General features: G+C 57.1%; 16 protein-coding genes and 3 pseudogenes. 9 read left to right on the top strand and 10 right to left on the bottom strand.

The window, feature by feature from the left end; all coding sequences use genetic code 11:
- The 3 genes from AC2FLA_RS21670 to AC2FLA_RS21660 form a co-directional block, all read left to right on the top strand.
- Positions 1 to 271: hypothetical protein (locus AC2FLA_RS21670; protein ID WP_496725227.1), on the top strand; the 271-nt coding region annotated here is incomplete at its 5' end.
- Between the two features lie 48 nt (positions 272 to 319).
- A complete protein-coding gene (locus tag AC2FLA_RS21665; protein WP_496725225.1) occupies positions 320 to 1522 on the top strand; it encodes an Aq_097 family APC-type transporter in 1203 nt (400 codons plus the stop codon).
- A 290-nt stretch (positions 1523 to 1812) separates the two neighbouring features.
- Positions 1813 to 2178, top strand: coding sequence for a hypothetical protein (locus AC2FLA_RS21660; protein WP_496725223.1), 366 nt, complete (start codon positions 1813 to 1815; stop codon positions 2176 to 2178).
- Here the strand turns inward: AC2FLA_RS21660 and AC2FLA_RS21655 are convergent.
- A pseudogene (locus AC2FLA_RS21655) lies at positions 2158 to 2649 on the bottom strand (integrase core domain-containing protein); the annotation flags it as partial. The gene AC2FLA_RS21660 and the pseudogene AC2FLA_RS21655 sit on opposite strands and share 21 nt — an antisense overlap.
- A 202-nt stretch (positions 2650 to 2851) precedes the next feature.
- Between AC2FLA_RS21655 and AC2FLA_RS21650 the strand changes: the two are divergent.
- Positions 2852 to 3280: pseudogene (locus AC2FLA_RS21650) on the top strand (site-specific integrase); the annotation flags it as partial.
- Positions 3281 to 3679: 399 nt separating this feature from the next.
- Here the strand turns inward: AC2FLA_RS21650 and rpsU are convergent.
- Positions 3680 to 3880: a 30S ribosomal protein S21 gene (gene rpsU / locus AC2FLA_RS21645; RefSeq protein ID WP_040700433.1), complete on the bottom strand. Its 201-nt coding sequence runs from the start codon at positions 3878 to 3880 to the stop codon at positions 3680 to 3682.
- Between the two features lie 262 nt (positions 3881 to 4142).
- Here rpsU and AC2FLA_RS21640 point away from each other — a divergent pair.
- Positions 4143 to 5162, top strand: a pseudogene (locus AC2FLA_RS21640) (IS110 family RNA-guided transposase).
- Positions 5163 to 5770: 608 nt separating this feature from the next.
- Here AC2FLA_RS21640 and AC2FLA_RS21635 read toward each other — a convergent pair.
- From AC2FLA_RS21635 to AC2FLA_RS21605, 7 genes are all read right to left on the bottom strand, one after another.
- The gene (locus AC2FLA_RS21635; protein WP_496725221.1) at positions 5771 to 6943 is read right to left on the bottom strand and encodes an NnrS family protein; all 1173 of its coding nucleotides are present in this window, start codon (positions 6941 to 6943) and stop codon (positions 5771 to 5773) included.
- A gap of 24 nt (positions 6944 to 6967) precedes the next feature.
- Positions 6968 to 7141 (bottom strand): NnrT protein, encoded by a 174-nt coding sequence (locus tag AC2FLA_RS21630; RefSeq protein WP_496725219.1) that lies wholly within the window; start codon positions 7139 to 7141, stop codon positions 6968 to 6970.
- 62 nt (positions 7142 to 7203) lie between these two features.
- Complete coding sequence (locus AC2FLA_RS21625; protein ID WP_496725217.1) at positions 7204 to 7377, bottom strand: protein NnrT; 174 nt, start codon at positions 7375 to 7377, stop codon at positions 7204 to 7206.
- Between the two features lies 1 nt (position 7378).
- The gene (locus AC2FLA_RS21620) at positions 7379 to 9265 is read right to left on the bottom strand and encodes a nitric oxide reductase activation protein NorD (protein WP_496725215.1); all 1887 of its coding nucleotides are present in this window, start codon (positions 9263 to 9265) and stop codon (positions 7379 to 7381) included.
- A 5-nt stretch (positions 9266 to 9270) separates the two neighbouring features.
- Entirely contained in the window at positions 9271 to 10065 is a 795-nt protein-coding gene (locus AC2FLA_RS21615) for a CbbQ/NirQ/NorQ/GpvN family protein (protein ID WP_496725213.1), read from the bottom strand.
- A 3-nt stretch (positions 10066 to 10068) separates the two neighbouring features.
- Positions 10069 to 11418 (bottom strand): cbb3-type cytochrome c oxidase subunit I, encoded by a 1350-nt coding sequence (locus tag AC2FLA_RS21610; RefSeq protein WP_496725211.1) that lies wholly within the window; start codon positions 11416 to 11418, stop codon positions 10069 to 10071.
- A 20-nt stretch (positions 11419 to 11438) separates the two neighbouring features.
- Complete coding sequence (locus AC2FLA_RS21605) at positions 11439 to 11891, bottom strand: c-type cytochrome (RefSeq protein ID WP_496725209.1); 453 nt, start codon at positions 11889 to 11891, stop codon at positions 11439 to 11441.
- 120 nt (positions 11892 to 12011) lie between these two features.
- On the opposite strand from AC2FLA_RS21605, the gene AC2FLA_RS21600 reads away from it, so the two are divergent.
- Positions 12012 to 12227 (top strand): DUF1858 domain-containing protein, encoded by a 216-nt coding sequence (locus AC2FLA_RS21600; RefSeq protein ID WP_496725207.1) that lies wholly within the window; start codon positions 12012 to 12014, stop codon positions 12225 to 12227.
- A gap of 6 nt (positions 12228 to 12233) precedes the next feature.
- On the opposite strand, the gene AC2FLA_RS21595 is transcribed toward AC2FLA_RS21600, so the two are convergent.
- The gene (locus AC2FLA_RS21595; protein ID WP_496725228.1) at positions 12234 to 12923 is read right to left on the bottom strand and encodes a Crp/Fnr family transcriptional regulator; all 690 of its coding nucleotides are present in this window, start codon (positions 12921 to 12923) and stop codon (positions 12234 to 12236) included.
- A gap of 178 nt (positions 12924 to 13101) precedes the next feature.
- On the opposite strand from AC2FLA_RS21595, the gene AC2FLA_RS21590 reads away from it, so the two are divergent.
- The 3 genes from AC2FLA_RS21590 to AC2FLA_RS21580 all read left to right on the top strand — a co-directional run bounded on the left by AC2FLA_RS21590 (position 13102) and on the right by AC2FLA_RS21580 (position 15617).
- On the top strand, positions 13102 to 13533 hold the full coding sequence (locus tag AC2FLA_RS21590; RefSeq protein WP_496725205.1) for a pseudoazurin: 432 nt from the start codon (positions 13102 to 13104) through the stop codon (positions 13531 to 13533).
- 61 nt (positions 13534 to 13594) lie between these two features.
- A complete protein-coding gene (gene nirK / locus AC2FLA_RS21585; protein ID WP_496725203.1) occupies positions 13595 to 14812 on the top strand; it encodes a copper-containing nitrite reductase in 1218 nt (405 codons plus the stop codon).
- 19 nt (positions 14813 to 14831) lie between these two features.
- Positions 14832 to 15617, top strand: coding sequence for a formylglycine-generating enzyme family protein (locus AC2FLA_RS21580; RefSeq protein WP_496725201.1), 786 nt, complete (start codon positions 14832 to 14834; stop codon positions 15615 to 15617).
- Positions 15618 to 15742 lie beyond the last annotated feature (125 nt).

Here is a 15742-nt window from a genome sequence, read left to right as displayed (position 1 = left end):
TTTCGACTGGATAGGACCGAAAGCCATTCACGCGCTAAACCCAAGTGCGTCAATAGACAAAAGTTTGCAACAAAGCCGATCGCAAGTGCTGCGGTGCAGCTTCGCCAAACCAGTTACTCGGTGCACGCCCGCGTGTGGCATCCCTATGGATGGCAGCTACGCGCAACGGAGCCTTTCAGGTAATTTTTTCGACAACAGCAAAAATATCAATGCTTGGATTAATCATAGGGAAAGGGCCGAAACACAGTTAGAAGTAGTTAACTCGGATTGAATTCCTCAAGAGGCGAAGAACACGCCGCAACCGGAAAGGTCTGTTAACTTGACACCGACAATTACGTTTGTGGTCATTGGAGCAATCATTCTTGTGGGATTGCTGTTCGCTCCGTTTTCACGAACCGCGATTTGGCGCGCCACAGTTACCCCGCTCGCCTCAATCATCGGGAGTGGTTTTCTGGTCTCCGCCCCGCTGCTTGCCCGGGAGTTTGGGGGTTTTGCTGCGCTTGCGATGGCGCTGTTAATTCTGGTGGCAATGCTGATTGGATGGACAATCCGTTACAATATAAGAGTTGTCGAACCACAATTGGCAGCCGACAAGGATCATGTCCTGCATTCGATTGAGCAACTCAGTCATATTGTTCTTGCATTTGCCTACTTCATTTCCGTTTCCTATTACCTTGCCCTTCTCGGGCACTTTGTCCTTCAGGGCGCAAATATTGACCGGCCAGAGTTGGCAAAACCCATCGCGATAAGTCTTTTGGTGGTGATTGGGCTATTAGGTTGGAGCGGTGGAGCGCAAAAAGTTGCCCGCGTTGAACGCTATGCGACAGCTTTAAATCTATCAGTGATAGCTGGATTTCTTGCGGCTCTCGCGGTTTTTGCATTCGGGAGGATCGTCGGACCGGGCGACTTTCTGTCAGCTGCTGGCAAATTCGAGCTTAAGTCACTTCCCGTTCTTCTCGGGTTGCTGATTGTTGTGCAGGGATTTGAAACGACAAGGTTCATGGGCGAGGAATTTGATGCGCAGACCAGAATTAAGGCGATGTGGAATGCCCAGTTGCTCTCTGGGGTTATTTACATTGTCTTCTTCATACTTCTTTCGCCGCTGCTGATAGATCTGTCTCAGGGAGAGGGAGTTGCTGCTGTTATATCTGTCTCGGCCTTGGTCGCGGGCATACTGCCGATTTCTTTGACAATTGCTGCGACAGCCAGCCAATTTAGTGCATCTGTTGCAGACAGTATTGGGGATGCTGGCTTGATCGGCGAGATCACTCATGATCGCGTAAACCCCAGCCACGCCTATGGTCTAATTGCGCTGGTTGGAATTGGCATTCTGTGGTCGACTGATGTTGACCAAGTGATAGCCTTGGCAAGCCGTGCCTTTGCCTTGTTTTACGCCCTTCAATGCCTGGTCGCATTTGAAGCTGCACGTAAGCGTAAGGGTGACGAGAAAAAAGCCGTCGCCTTTTTGGCGCTAAGTGTTGTGTCCGGAGTGGTTTTTATTTTTGGGGTTCCTGCTGGTTGAGTAGGATTGCATCAAGGAATGGAAAACTGAACGCTTTCAACACTCAGTTATGTCCGAACGAAGCCGACTTCGCCTCCTCGCTTAGATCAACTGAAGTGGCGTTAAAGGTTCGCAGACCCTGGAAATTTGACCCTCTAGCGCCCAGAACACCAATTGAGGTGACGGCTAGGTGCAGAACGCCTAACCTATGAAAGAAATTGTTCTTGTTCCCAAATTTATGGGGTCGATTCAAAAGCTGATTTCAAAAAGCGCCATATTCCATTGAGGCAAACGCAATAAAGGAGAGGGAAATGACCACTGAAGATCAACTTTGGGCAACAGAAGAGCGGCTGTGGTTAAACGGTTTCGATTCCGCACATTCAGAAATATCTGAAGATGCAGTGATTATCTTCCCTTACCCGGCGAAAATACAACGCGGCACGACTGGTGCGCAAGGCACGGCAGGATGGCGGACGGTTCGAATGAGCGACCGCCATTTCAATCAAAAAGGTGAGATTGCTGTTCTCGCATATCGGGTTTCAGCCGAGCGTCCTGACGCTCCGATTTACCATGCACTATGTGCGTCGACGTATCTAAATGATGCGGGTGTTTGGAAGCTCGTGTCACATCAGCAGACACCGGCCGACGATGAAGCATCAGCGCAGCCCGAGCTTTGATAGATTGATACAAAGGATATTGATCAGCCCTCCTTGAGGGGCCCTGTTTGATTGTTGGTGAATGATTGGCCACTGGCCTATCTGGGCGATGGTTTCCGGAGACGGAAGGCGGTAGCCCGGAGCGCTGCACGGTCGTTTGGTGTTGTATTGCTTACTCCATTCTTCGATCAGGAATTGGACTTCGCTTAGGCTGTCAAAATTCTCACCATTCTAGAGCTCATCCCAGAACCGGGCATTGAATCTTTCGAAGTACCCGTTTCCCAAGGTGACCCTATTTCGATGTAAGCCGTTTCTTGCACCGACGGCTTTGATCCAATCCTGTATGGCCGAGTCAGCGAACTCAGGTCCGTTGTCGGACATGATGTCGGCAGAAACGCCCCGCAGGATGAACAGGTCCATCAGGGCGTCGATGACTTCGATCGGGTTCAATCTTCGTTTCACCTTGATCGCCATACACTCCCGGCTGCGTTTCCCATGAAAAAGGCGCAACTATGCTTGTTGTGAAAGGCAAAAACCTGCAACCCATCCCGGAAGCAGACATTCATATAGGTTGCAGCATCGGTCAAATCGAGGTCTAAGAGGACCTCGGAGCAATCGCAGCATCCTGTGATATTGGACCGCGTCAACGTCGGGTTGTCGTTGTGGGTGGGCATGACGCATCGGAGGATCAGTCATGGAAACACCAAACTTACCTGCCATTCGCGCATTTCGCCCAGCCTGGAACAAAGGCCGTGTCGTGGGTCAGAAGCCCCCGCTGAAACCAAAACATGTCTGGGCAATCCGAGTTCGCCTCGAGCTTGCAGACAACCATCGCGATCTTGCGCTCTTCAACATGGCAATCGACAGCAAGCTTCGCGGCTGTGATCTGGTGAAGATGAAGGTGGTTGATGCCCTGTCATCGAGGCAGATCAAGGAACGCGCCTTAGTACTGCAAAGCAAGACGCAGAAACCTGTGCGCTTCGAGATATCCGAGGGCACCTGTGCCTCTGTTCAGAAATGGATGGAAGATGAACTCATGATCGGTCCAGAATACCCTTGGCCTGGCAGATTCCCCGAAAGATTACACATCTCGACGCGTCAACATGCGCGGATTGTTCGAGATTGTCACGCGAAAGGCGTTGGGTACTGTGCCGGAAGGCTTTGCAAGTAACGACCCCGCCGCGCCCTATCTGAAAATGGCTGGCCTGGGATGCCGCAAAGATTTGCCAGACGCTCTGCTGCTTGACGACGAGGTAATTGATCTGCTGATTTAGATCTTCCGCGCCGCCCGCCGGCTGGTGCGCTACTTCGACTGACTCTGCGCAGAAAGGATTGTGCGAGTGGGGTGTTTTCGTGGGATGGCGCTTCACCCGTGAACACAGTCTGCGTTCTCGGCAATGCAAAAAGCGTGCTTCATAAAGCTAATTTGTAGCGCTCTCACTTCAAATAGCCCGTTGATAAGTAAAACCCCCGCTGCCATCGGACAACGGGGGCTGTTTTTCAGCGTCGAGGAATGATTACATCATCCTTCGCGTTCCAACTTCTTACGTGCCAGCTTTCTGGCGCGGCGGATCGCTTCAGCTTTCTGGCGCGCGTTTTTCTCGGACGGCTTCTCGAAATGTTGCTTGAGCTTCATTTCACGGAAAACGCCTTCCTTCTGGAGCTTCTTCTTAAGAACCCGAAGGGCCTGATCAACATTGTTGTCGCGAACACTAACCTGCATGTGGTTTACACCACCTTTCTAGTCTGAAGTTTGCAATGATTTGCAGGAATAGGCCAAATAGCAATCTTGTCCTAGATTGTACAGCATACCGGTTGCAGGTGGGGCCAAAGGTAATCGCCATACTCACAGCATCGCCCATTTAGACTAGATGACATTGAATTGGCACACGGCCCTTTGCGGATGAGGTGGGTGGCTCCTGCTCCACCGGCATCGAATGTGCCAAAGTGCAGTTGTCATCGACTGCTAGGAAAGGAGCCACCCAATGACAATAAAGACGGTGGGTCTGGATTTGGCCAAGGACGTTTTTCAAGTGCACGGCATTTCGGAGAACGGCCGCGTTATCTTCAACAGAGCCATTAAACGCGCAAAGCTGCTCAGAATTTTCGAGGAACTTCCACCCAGCAGGGTCGGAATGGAGGCATGCGGGTCATCCCATCATTGGGGACGCCAGCTGCGCAAGCTTGGCCACGATGTGAAGCTCATGCCCGCCGGCTACGTCAAACGGTAGGTGAAGCGTGGGAAGAACGACGCCGTGGATGCCGAGGCGATCTGCGAAGCAGTTCGGCTTCCGACCATGCGCTTTGTCGAGATCAAGACGGAGGACCAGCAGGCTAATCTTTCGATCCATCGGACACGCGATCTTGCCGTCCGGCAGCGCACGCAGATGGCCAATATGATCCGCAGCCTGTTGCGCGAGTTTGGGCACATCTTGCCCATCGGGATCGAAGCGGTAACGGCCTTTGCAAAGCGCCACCTTGATGGTGACCACCCGGACATGCCTGAGATCGCCAACGACATGCTCGGTATCCAGTGCTATCAGTTCATCGGCTTGAACGCGCGCATCGAAGGCTATTCCAAGATGATCGAGCAACACGCCCTGCTCAATGCAAACGCGCGCAGATTGATGCGCATGCCTGGAATTGGGCCAATCACGGCATCAGCAATTGTTGCCACGATCGGGGATGCACATCAATTCCGGACTGGCCGCGATCTGGCTGCCTGGCTGGGCCTGCCACCGCTCAACAAGTCGAGCGGTGGCAAGGAATGTTTGGGCAAGATCACCAAGAAAGGCGATCGCTACATTCGAAAGCTGCTGGTCGTCAGTATGACATCGCGCGCCGTCATAGCGAAGCGCCCGCCCGAGAAGGTCGATCTGTGGACGGCGAAGATCATCGCAGACAAACCATTCCGATTGGCAACAACTGCCATGGCCAACAAGGCCGCTCGGACCATCTGGGCGATACTCACGAAGAAACAGGAATACCGGCAGCCCGCGTTCTGAGCGTGCCGACTGTCCACGAGATGCAAGACGTTGAAGTGATGATGCGGAAATAAGTCAGCCAAGAGCAAGGACACTCCTGGAATGGCAGCGACCCTCAGAGGTCGATAAGCCGATTGGAACCTCGCTCGCGGAATTCATCAAGGCCTGTGGCGACAATGCCGCCACACAAACAGGCCGGACAGACGAAGGTACTGACGAAAACGACCGCAGAAATCGCCAAAAAACTCTTGCAATGCAGGAGCCACCCACAGACGATCTTGAGCATGGTCTTAGAATGCTGCGATTGTAGCCCACATTCCGGACTTTAGCTGCAACCGCAAAATCGCAGTCGGTTTAGAGGTCGGGACCGCGGGACAAAGAGGTCCTTCGCTATGGTTGAATAACGACCGTTATTTATGCCGTCTTACAAAACGGGGAAGCTTTTTCCATTTCCAACGGCCAAAAACCGTTTCCCAAACATGTAAGCGGAAATATTTGGTAGCTACAATCGTTTCACGTCCTCGCCTTTCTTCCATATACGAGAACCGGGGCCGGGGTGCGGATTTTGGATCGATGGTTCCGGATGGTTTGGAGCGCTATAGCTCCGGTCGCACGGCAGTTTCCAGGCGTTAGCCTGTTCTTTTGGAACGGACCAAAAGAGGAGCGTAGCACAAAACAAACCCGCCGAAAGAAAGAAGCCAGAAGATGCCCGAAAGGTCGGTAAGGCTCGGTATTTTATCAGCGAATAGCCGCGCTGCAACTGCCGCCAAAAGCGCACAACAGATTGTAACCGTTATACGGTCTGCGCGCAGTGGACGGCCGGTGTGGCCCAAAGTGGCTCTGGTCATGACGGCAAGTGTCATCCCGCCGATAGCGCCAACCATCCAAAGATGTTGTGCTGCAGCAAGCCCGGAGCTGCCCGATAATATGGCCACTCCCAGCGCAAAGGCACCTACTGGAATGAAAGCGTAACAAACATGCAGCATCCAAAGCAGCGGTTCGGGTGCGGTCTGATGACCTTGCCAACGCAATAGGCGTACCAGATGGAGGACACTCAGCAAAAGAAGCAGCACAGCGGAGACTTTCAGGACCGGCTGAACCGTCCACAGCATTAGGATTGCCATCGTCGCCACAAGCACGACTTTGTCGAATGACTGCATCGGAGGCACCGGGAGCTTATTGCGCTGCCGCTGGACCAACCAGTTGCGCGTGAACGAAGGGATGATCCGACCGCCAATTACTGCAATCATCATCAATGCAGTTGCGAGCCCCATACGTAACCCAATGCCTTGGGCTGCATAGCCGCCGCGTGCGCTCTCGATATGGAACAGCGCGTTTGCAATCGTGAACAGGGCCAGCAACCCCAGAACCAACAGATTGCGCCAGTTCCTGCCTGCCACGATCTCACGCAATATCAGCCCGCCAAGGATTATCGGAAATATCAGATCAATGGCGGCAGCCCATCCAAGCGGAAGGAATGCAGAGGTCAGAACCGCGACGCGTCCTGCACACCAGATCGCAAAAAGTGCGATCAGAGGCCAGCCTACCAGAGGCAATCGACCGGTCCAGTTTGGCACTGCGGTGAGCAGGAATCCTGCAAGCACAGCACTAAGGTAGCCAAACAAAAAAGCGTGGGCGTGCCACGATACCGGATCAAACCGCGTAGGTAATGTCAGCACACCCGACAATATCAGGATCCAAAGCAGCATGGACAGTACGGCCCAGACCGAAGCGAACAGGAAGAACGGGCGAAAACCGTAGCTGAACAGCGCCAGTCCGCGCCAGGCGCGCATCTGTTGCATTGATGAGTTTGCCACAGCTAATCCCTAGCCCTCTGTTCTGCCATCGGCGATATCCATCAGGTGCCGTATGTGAGTGGCAAAATACCATGTCGCGGGTCCACCAATTACACAGCCCAATGCGATGGACCATCCGGTCGACAGAACCGGTCCGCCTATCCAGCTGAATATCAGAGACGTGAAGAAAACGTTAACTGCCATGGCGCCTGCCCCTAACGGATACAAAACCAGGGCAATACGGTTAACTGTCCAACTCCCCCGGGTCATCGGCGCGACACCAGCCAATGCACAACCCCCAGCGCGGCGATCAGCGTGACGCTGCCAACTGCGAACCAGAACTCGGCTGTGGCGGATTGGGCCTGCGGGATCGGGCGGTCAAAACTTTCGGCCCAAACCGGGGATGCGAGAAGGGTCAGGAAAAAGGGAAGGACACGCATATCAAGTTTCCTTTGTCAGAGTGCGATAGATGTCGGGCAATGCCCGGGTCAGCCGTTCGGGGTTGGGCAGCAGGGTGAAACCGCCACGTCCGAAGATGCGCGCGAACCAGTCCTGCCCGTCTTCGTCAATGATGACGCCATGCAGGCTCTGCCCCGCGCGTCGGGCTTCACGGACCGCCATGTGGCTGTCTTCGATCCCATGCTGGCCTTCGTAGTGGTCAAGATCGTTGGGCTTGCCGTCGGTCAGCACGATGAGCAGCTTGTGGGCCGCGGTTTCCTCAGCCAGTCGGGCGCTGACGTGGCGGATAGCTGCGCCAAGCCTTGTGTAGTGGCCCGGTTTCAGCGCGCCAATGTTGGCGGTGATGTCGGGGCTCATAGGGGCGTCGAAGGTTTTGCAGCGGGTCAGGAACACCCGGTCGCGGCGCAGTGAGGAAAAGCCCCAGATGCCAAGCCGGTCACCTGCCGCGTCGATACCCACGGCCAGTGCGCCCATCGCATCGCGCGCGACTTCGATCACCGAGGTGTCGCCGATGGCGGCCTCGGTCGACCGGGAATTGTCGATCAGGAAGGCGACCGACAGGTCGCGGTCGGTCTGGCGGGCCGCTTGCCAGATGCGGTCCGAGCCGCGCCCGGTCGCAGCAAGATCGGCGCGGGTTGTCAGCAGGGCATCGAGGTCCAGCTCTGATCCGTCGACCTGCCTCGGCTGTTTGATGCGGCGCGGGCGCAGGGCCTCGAACTGGCGGCGCACCTCGCGGCCTCTGCGTTCGTTGGGGTGGAAGGGATGCGCAGCGTCGGGCTGGGCGGGGGCATCCAGCACGCGGCAATGCCCCTCCATGTAAGACCGCGCGCGGTGGTTCCATTCGGGATATGTATGCTCACCGGCCAAGGCTTCGTGATCGGCATCGGCGGGGGAAAGGTCGAGATGCAGGCGCAAGCGCGTCGCCGCCTTGCGGTGCTGTTTCGATAGAATGATCTCGTCCTGATCCTCGGCCGCCTTCTGAGCGTTCTCGTCATCGTCGTCATCGACGCTGCGGTTGATGTTCATCGACTCGACCCAGGACAGGATCGATTCAAAGCGGTGGATGATGAAGCTGTCCTTGCGGTTCTGCTGATCCTGATCCTTGCGGCGGCCCAGTTTCCGGCTGGTCAGCGCCGCATTGGGCGGAGGGGCCGCAGGGTCGGCCTGTTCTTCGGTTGCCGCCGCACCCGATCCGGGGCGGACAAAGCGCAGCCAGATCGGTACCGGCGCAAAGGGTTTATAGCCGCGCGGGGCGGTTTCGGCGCCGATTGCCGGTGTTGCGCCGCAAAGCTGGTCGCGGATCGCGGTTTCAATCTGCGCCTCGCGCGCGGGGCGCATCACATCGGGGCGCGTGGCGCCGCAGTGTTCGGCCATCCGGGCGTAGTCTTCGCGCAGGCCGGGGCAGCTTGCATAGGCCCGGTCGGCGGCTGCGGCATTGGCACGAATTTGTGCCCCATCCAAGACAGCACCATCCCCTTCAAGATCGAAATCGATCACTTCGCTGACCGCCGCCAGCGCGGTCAGCCAGAAATAGGCGGCGCGGTTCAGGTGTGGCTCGGGGAAGGCAGCGATGGCCGGAGGCAGCGACAAGCGTTCGCCGTCATACCCCGCCACCCATTCCCGGTCCCGCTCAGCCCCCAGATTGCGGCGCACCGGACGGCGGTGGCGCACCAGCGTTGCCGGGGCCTCGGCCAGTTCCACGCCGGGCGCTCCGCCCAGCGCACGGAACAGGACCGCAAGGCTGGGTCGGACCGAGGCAAGGGAAACACCGGCCTCGGGGAAACTGACATGCGCCGCGATCCCGCTGGCCATCTCGTGCCAGAGATTGCCAACGGTTTCTTCGGGTTCCATGAGATCAAGAAGTCGCATGATGCTTATCCGTAAATGGTGGCAACCAGATCGCGCAGCGCCTGCTGCATGTCCGCCTCGTCGGTCAGGGGTTCGACGATGGCGGCCTCGATCGCCTGACTGACCCCCATGCCCCCGGCCATCAGCGTGGCGGCATAGATCAGCAGACGGGTCGACACACCCTCTTCGAGGTCCATGCCCGACAGCGCCCGGATATGACCGCCCAGACGTACCAGAGGCGCGACGCGGCCGGGTTCAAGGCGGCTTTCGCGGGCCACGACGGCAATCTCGATCTCTTCGTTGGGGAAGTCGAACGAGATCGACAGGAACCGCTGCCGGGTCGAGGGTTTCAGCCGCTTCAGCACGTTCTGATAACCGGGGTTGTAGGATGCCACGAGCATGAAGCCCGGTGGCGCCACCAGTTCCTCGCCGGTGCGGTCGATCATTAGCGTGCGACGCGTGTCTGTGAGCGGGTGCAGCACCACGGTCACGTCCTTGCGGGCCTCGACCACCTCATCGAGGTAGCAGATACCGCCCTCGCGCACTGCACGGGTGAGCGGGCCATCGACCCAAACGGTTTCCCCGCCCTTGAGCAGGTAGCGCCCTATCAGGTCGGCCGCGGACAGGTCGTCATGACAGGCAACGGTATAAAGCGGTTTGCCCATCTTGGCCGCCATATGCTCGACAAAGCGTGTCTTGCCGCAGCCGGTCGGCCCCTTCAGAAGAAGGGGCAAACCATTGTCATAGGCCGTCTCGAACAGCTCGCATTCACGCGCGACGGGCTGATAGAACGGCAGGGTCGGAGGGGTTTGCATGTTCATGGCTTACTCTCCGGGGACCGAGCCTGCGGAGCCGGGCGTGATGATCTCTTGCTTGCGCACGACCAGCATCGAGTAGATGAACAGAAGCACACCGATCACCACGGCGGCACCCGCGCCGAACCGCATCAGATAGAAGATCGACAGTGCGTCCTGCACATCCATGTAATAGTCACCGACAACCCGCTGCATATGGGTCTGGATGGTGCCTGCGAAGGTCAGCACGAAGGTCATGAACGCCATGCCGCCGGTCATCAGCCAGAATGAGACCATGTTGAGCACCTGATTGTAGGGCGCCCTGCCCCGCAGCATCGGCATCGCATAGGTGAAGACCGCCAGGTTCAGAGCCACATAGGCCCCGTAAAAGGCAAGGTGACCATGCGCTGCAGTGATCTGCGTGCCGTGACTGTAGAAGTTGACCCCGTGCAGGGTGTGCAGGAAGCCCCAAACACCGGCGCCAAAGAAGGCCACGGTCGAGGATCCGAGGGACCACAGCAGTGCGGCCTTGTTCGGATGGTTCTTGCGGCCCTTCCAGACCATGACGAAAGCAAAGCTCATCATCAGGAAGAAGGGTATCACCTCAAAGGTCGAGAAGATCGAGCCGATCCATTGCCAGTAGCCCGGCAGACCGATCCAGTAGAAATGGTGCCCGGTGCCGAGGATGCCGGAAAACAGCGCCGTGGCAACGATGACATAGAGCCATTTCTCCACCACTTCACGGTCTACGCCAGTCAGCTTGAGCAGCAGGAAGGCGAGGATAGCGGCCATAACCAGTTCCCAGGTCGCTTCGACCCACAGGTGCACGACGAACCACCAGTACATTTTGTCGAGACTCAGGTTGTCCGGGTTGATGAACGCAAACACCCAGAGCAGCGACAGCAGCCACAGGCCCATCAGCAGAACATTGGTGATCGCGGTTTTCTTGCCCGCCAGAACGGTCATCGAGACGTTGAACAGAAAGATCAACGCCGCGACGAGGATGCCGAACTTGACCCACAGGGGTTGTTCAAGAAACTCGCGCCCGCCATGGATGCCGACCAGATATGAGCCGACCGCACCCAGCGTCCCTACCAGAAGGATGATGAGTTGCAGATAGGCCAGTTTGACCGAGTAGATCTCGCGCTCGGATTCCTCGGGGATCAGGAAATAGGCGGCCCCGAAGAAGCCCAGCAGCAACCAGACAATCAACGCATTAGTGTGGATCATGCGGATGATGTTGAACGGCAGAAGTTCGGACAGGAAGTTGGGCGAGACATAGATCCAGCCCGCCAGAAGCCCACCCAGCACCTGTATGCCGAACAGGGCCATTGCGGCCAGAAAATAATAATACGCCACTTTTTGAGATTGGTATTTCATGTGGTTTCTCCTTGTGCCGCTTAGCCAGCGTCATTGGGCGGCCAGCCCTGCGTGTCGGTCTGATCCGCCCAGCGCAGGAACTCGGCGAGGCCGCGCATCTCTTCTTCGGTCAGATCGAAATAGGGCATCTGGCGGCGGCCTTCGACGCCCGAGGGCTGCGCCTTCATCCAGCCATCCAGGATTTCATAGGCGTCCTCGGGCGAGTCCATGACGTCCCAGCGGGTCATCACGTTGCCAAGCTCGGGGGCGAAATAGGCACCCTCGCCATGCAGGCTGTGGCAGTTGATGCAGGAATGGCGTTCCCAGACATGTTTGCCCAAGACGACTTCTTCGCTAAGCTCCATGCCTGCGGTTGACGTATTGACCACGTAGCGGTGGCTATGGACGGTCATCGCCACGAAAACTACGACGAAAAAGATCGAGCCCCCGTAGAAGATGTTTCGCGCCCGCGATTTGGTTAAGATTTCAGCCATGCGTCGGCCTCCTTCAGATCGGGATGACCCTTGCTAGCCCACGACCTGAGGTTGCTTATTGCGCCAGCGCAACGTTTGGCGTTGTTGCGGGATTAAGGTGAGGCTGGAAAGGAGCCGCCCTTGCCCCAGCCCTACCTTGACGATCCTGACCTACCGCTGGCTGATGTGATCACAGTGTGGCCGCAGACGATCCCCGTGTTCATGCGGCACGGGATGTTATGTGTGGGGTGTGCGGTGGGCCCATTCCATACGATCACGGATGCATGTCTTGAATATTGTCTGGATGAGCAGACGTTCCGTGCAGAGTTGCAATGCGCCATCTCTGACAGCGGCTGAGCCGGATCAACTTTGGCTGAGCACCACCAACGCGTGTGGGTCGCAGACCTTTATGCGCTTGCGCTTGCTTTCGACAATCCCTTGCTTTTCCCAGGCGCTGAGCAGGCGGCTGACAGTGTGCAGGGTTGTGGCGGTCAGTTCCGACAGGTCCTGACGGGTGATGGGAAAGTCGATCTCGATCCCGTCATCAACCTTGCGCCCGGTCTGGTTAATCAGGCGCAGCAGCGCATTGGCGACACGTTGCTCCACCTGCTGCGTGGCAAGTTCCACGATGCGGGTATTCATCTCGCCGACACGGTGACCCAGCGTTTTGTAGGTCTCGGTGGCAAAACCGTCATATTCGGCCACGAATGTCTCCCACAGGCGCGTCGGCCAGCTGAGGGCGATGGATTCGGTGGCGGTGACCGCCGTGGCCGGATAGGTCTCGCGCCCGATGGCCTTGGCGATGCCCAGCAGCTGACCGGCGGGAATGTGCAGCGCCGTGACCTGCTCGCCCGTAGGCGTAACCCTAACCACCCGAATATAGCCGTCCAGCAGCATGAAAAACCGCTCGGCCTGTTCGCCTTCTTCAAAGATATGGGCACCGGCCTCGTAACGACGGGAACTGGCCTGATCGAGAATCGTGCGAATCTGATGCCGCTCCAGCCGGGAAAATGGCGGCAGGTGCGTCAGCAGGCTTTCATCAAGCCGCGGCAGTATTTTTCGGACAGCATCCGTCATGGCCTGCCCGATTTGGCATATTCGCGGCCACAACGCCAGTTCGTTGGGGGCGGTAAAGTCGAGGAAACGCTACAAACCTTGCGCCAGCGCAAATTCCGCAGCGCAGAAAAAGGTAGATTCCGGGTCAAGAGATTACACAGGAAAGGATAATCCGATGATCCGAGCACTCACAACCTGCTTTGCTTTAGCCGCCCTGATTGGCGGTGCGGCATTCGCCGAGACGTTTGAGGTTCAGATGCTCAACAAGGGCAGTGATGGTGAACGAATGGTGTTCGAGCCGGCCCTTATTCAGGCCGCTCCTGGCGATACCATCAAATTCGTCGCCGCAAGCAAGGGCCACAATGCCGAAACCGTCAAAGGCATGTTCCCCGAAGGCGCCGAGCCTTTCGTAGGCAAGATCAACGAAGAGATCGAGGTCACGCTGGAAACCGAAGGTGTCTATGGCGTGATGTGCAAACCGCACTACGCGATGGGCATGGTGATGACCATTGTCGTTGGCGACGTCAGCGCGCCCGAAGATTTCCTGGAAGGCCGTGTCCCGAAAAAGGCCAAGGAACGCTTTCAGGCGCAGCTTGTAAACTTCTGATCCCTGATTTTGCGCGCGGGCCGGGTGCTTGCCGCCTCAATCCGACCCAATGGAGGATAAAATGACCAAATTCATCAATCCGGGCCTCATCAAAACCAGCCGCCGGAATGTGCTGCGCGGCTCCGTTCTGGCCGGTGCTGCCGCAATGAGCGGTGCCACCGCGATGGCCGCACGCCGCACGCCGTTGCCGCTCAAGGCGGATGCCACGTCTGCAAAGCTGTACAAGGTGGCTGGTGAGCAAACCGCTGACAGCACCGCCAAACCCGCCGATCTGTCCGGCTATACCCGCGTCAAGCAGGAGCTGGTCGCCCCGCCCTTTGCACCCGAGCATGAGCAGGTGGCGACCGGTGGGCCGAAGATCATCGAGATCACCATGGAGACAACCGAGCGTCTGATGGTGGTGGACGAAGACACCGGCGCGTCGGTCTGGGCGCTGACCTATAACGGTTCGGTCCCCGGCCCGCTGATCATCTGCCACGAGGGCGACATGATCGAGCTGACCCTGCGCAATCCCGAAGACAGCGTGATGGAGCACAATATCGACTTCCACGCTTCGACCGGTGCGTTGGGTGGCGGTGGCCTGACTCATGTCTATCCGGGCGAGGAAACCGTGCTGCGCTGGAAAGCGACCAAGCCGGGCTGCTTTACCTATCACTGCGCGCCGGGCGGGGCGATGATCCCATATCACGTCACCCATGGCATGAACGGTGCGGTGATGGTGCTGCCGCGCGATGGCCTGAAGGACGCGGATGGCAATCCGCTGACATATGACAAGATCGCCTATATCGTCGAGCAGGATTACTATCTGCCGCAGGACGAAAACGGCGAGTACAAGACCTATGAGGCCGCCGGTGACGACTATGCCGACAGCCTGGATGCGATGCGCACGCTGACCCCGACCCATTCGGTGTTCAACGGCGCCGTGGGTGCCCTGACCGGTGAGAACGCGCTGAAATTCAACGTCGGCGAAACGGTTCTGATGATTCACAATCAGGCCAACCGCGACACCCGTCCGCACCTGATCGGCGGCCACGGTAACTATGTCTGGGAGACCTCGTTCACCGATGTGCCTCAAACCGGTGTCGAAACATGGTTTGTCCGCGGCGGATGTGCAGTTGCCGCAATGTACACGTTCGAACAGCCAGGCGTGTATGCCTATGTGAACCACAACCTGATCGAAGCCGCGCTACTGGGGGCCACCGCGCATTTCATTGTCGAAGGGGACTGGGACAACAACCTGATGGAACAGGTTGTAGCCCCCCGGCCTTTTGCAACCTAACGCCGCTGGACTTCAGATCATGAAAGCCACTGCCATGCAACGGATCACCAATACAACCAATCTAGGTTGGGCAGGTCTGAGCGTGGCAGTGGTCATCTGTGCAGGTGTGATGTTTTGGAATGGGCCTTTCTTTCGAACACAACTGATGCCCGAAATGGCCGATAGTCCGGTCATTTTTCCTGACGGTGAAACGCTCTTCGTTCAACGCCACGAAGTGACGGTCACTGAATGGAATCTGTGCTACGAAAGCGGTGGTTGTACGCTGAAATTACGCACCCGGTCGGATCTCAATCCGGCTACAACGCCCGCTACCGGGCTCAATTATGTAGACGTGAGCGAGTACTTGCGTTGGATCAATGCCGCCACTAGTCACGATTTCCGCCTCCCGACAAAAGCGGAATGGAACCACATGGCATTGTCAGTTCTGCCTGAAGATCCCGACCCGATCTTTACCGACCCATCACTAACATGGGCCTCAAGTTATCTCACCGAAGGGCTCGCTCCTCGTGCGCTGAAACCGCAAGGCAGCTTTTCGATATCACTGCAAGGGATCGCTGATCTGGACGGCAGCGTCTGGGAATGGACTCAGGACTGTTATGCTGGGGCAAGCGAAGACATCGACCCCGATCGATGCCCCGCCTTTTTTGTCGGTGGTGAGCATGTCGCAGCGGTGCCATTCCTCGTGCGCGATCCAGCACGAGGCGGTTGCGCCGTCGGCGCACCACCGGCACACCTCGGCATGCGTCTGGTTTCAGATACAGATACAGATACAGATACAGATACAGATACAGATACAGAAAATTAAGTCACGGGCAATGTTTGCGGAAGAACCTAGCTAGACATTGGGGTCGGCGGCGTTATCACATTAGCTTCCTGCCCACCAAGGAATGCTGATGCTCTGATTTCAAGCGGCTCGAGTAGCGGCATCCC

Source organism: Ruegeria sp. CDSA033 (genome assembly GCF_059612305.1).
Note: the sequence above shows the minus strand (reverse complement) of the source record. Positions and strands in the feature narration are given on the sequence as shown.